The 591-nt window shown below is 46.7% G+C and carries 1 protein-coding gene; it reads right to left on the bottom strand.

Annotated features, from left to right (window positions below):
• Nucleotides 1-591 (bottom strand): DnaB-like helicase C-terminal domain-containing protein (locus D8792_RS11220; RefSeq protein WP_142999412.1); only part of this gene is annotated, 591 nt, incomplete at both ends.

A 591-nucleotide genomic window follows, 5' to 3' on the forward strand; every position in this document is an offset into this window, starting at 1 on the left:
CAGTCTTTCGTCCTGTGATAAGCTGCAAATAGTCAATCACAATCAGACTCAAACCGCTCGTTTCCTGAGCCAGTCTCCTCGCTCTCGCTCGAATGTCTGAAATCCTGATACCAGCCGAATCATCGATGAAAATCGGTGCTTCAGCAAGTCTACTCTGAGCATAGACCAGCCGTTCCCACTCGTCTGTGGACAAAGAACCCGTCCTGATGTGATGATTTGGTATCGCTCCTTCTGCCGACAACATCCGCTCAACCAGACTTTCAGCACCCATTTCCAGAGAAAAGATAGCGACAGGCTGATTGGCCTTTGTAGCAACATTTTGAGCGATATTGAGAGCAAAAGCCGTCTTACCCATCGCTGGCCGTGCTGCTAGAATGATGAGATTGTCTTCATGCAGACCAGTCGTCAGCTTGTCAAAATCAGAAAAGCCTGACTCTATACCCGTGATTTCGCTAGTATTATTTGACCGTTCTTCAATTTTGCTATGATTTTCCAAGAGGACATCATGGATCGGACGGAAGCTTCCCTTATTGCTCGACTGGCTCACTTCCAAGAGTGATTTCTCAGCCTTAGCAATAATCTCATCAATGT

Origin of the sequence: Streptococcus cristatus, assembly GCF_003943505.1 — a bacterium.
In the GTDB taxonomy this organism is placed as follows: domain Bacteria; phylum Bacillota; class Bacilli; order Lactobacillales; family Streptococcaceae; genus Streptococcus; species Streptococcus cristatus_E.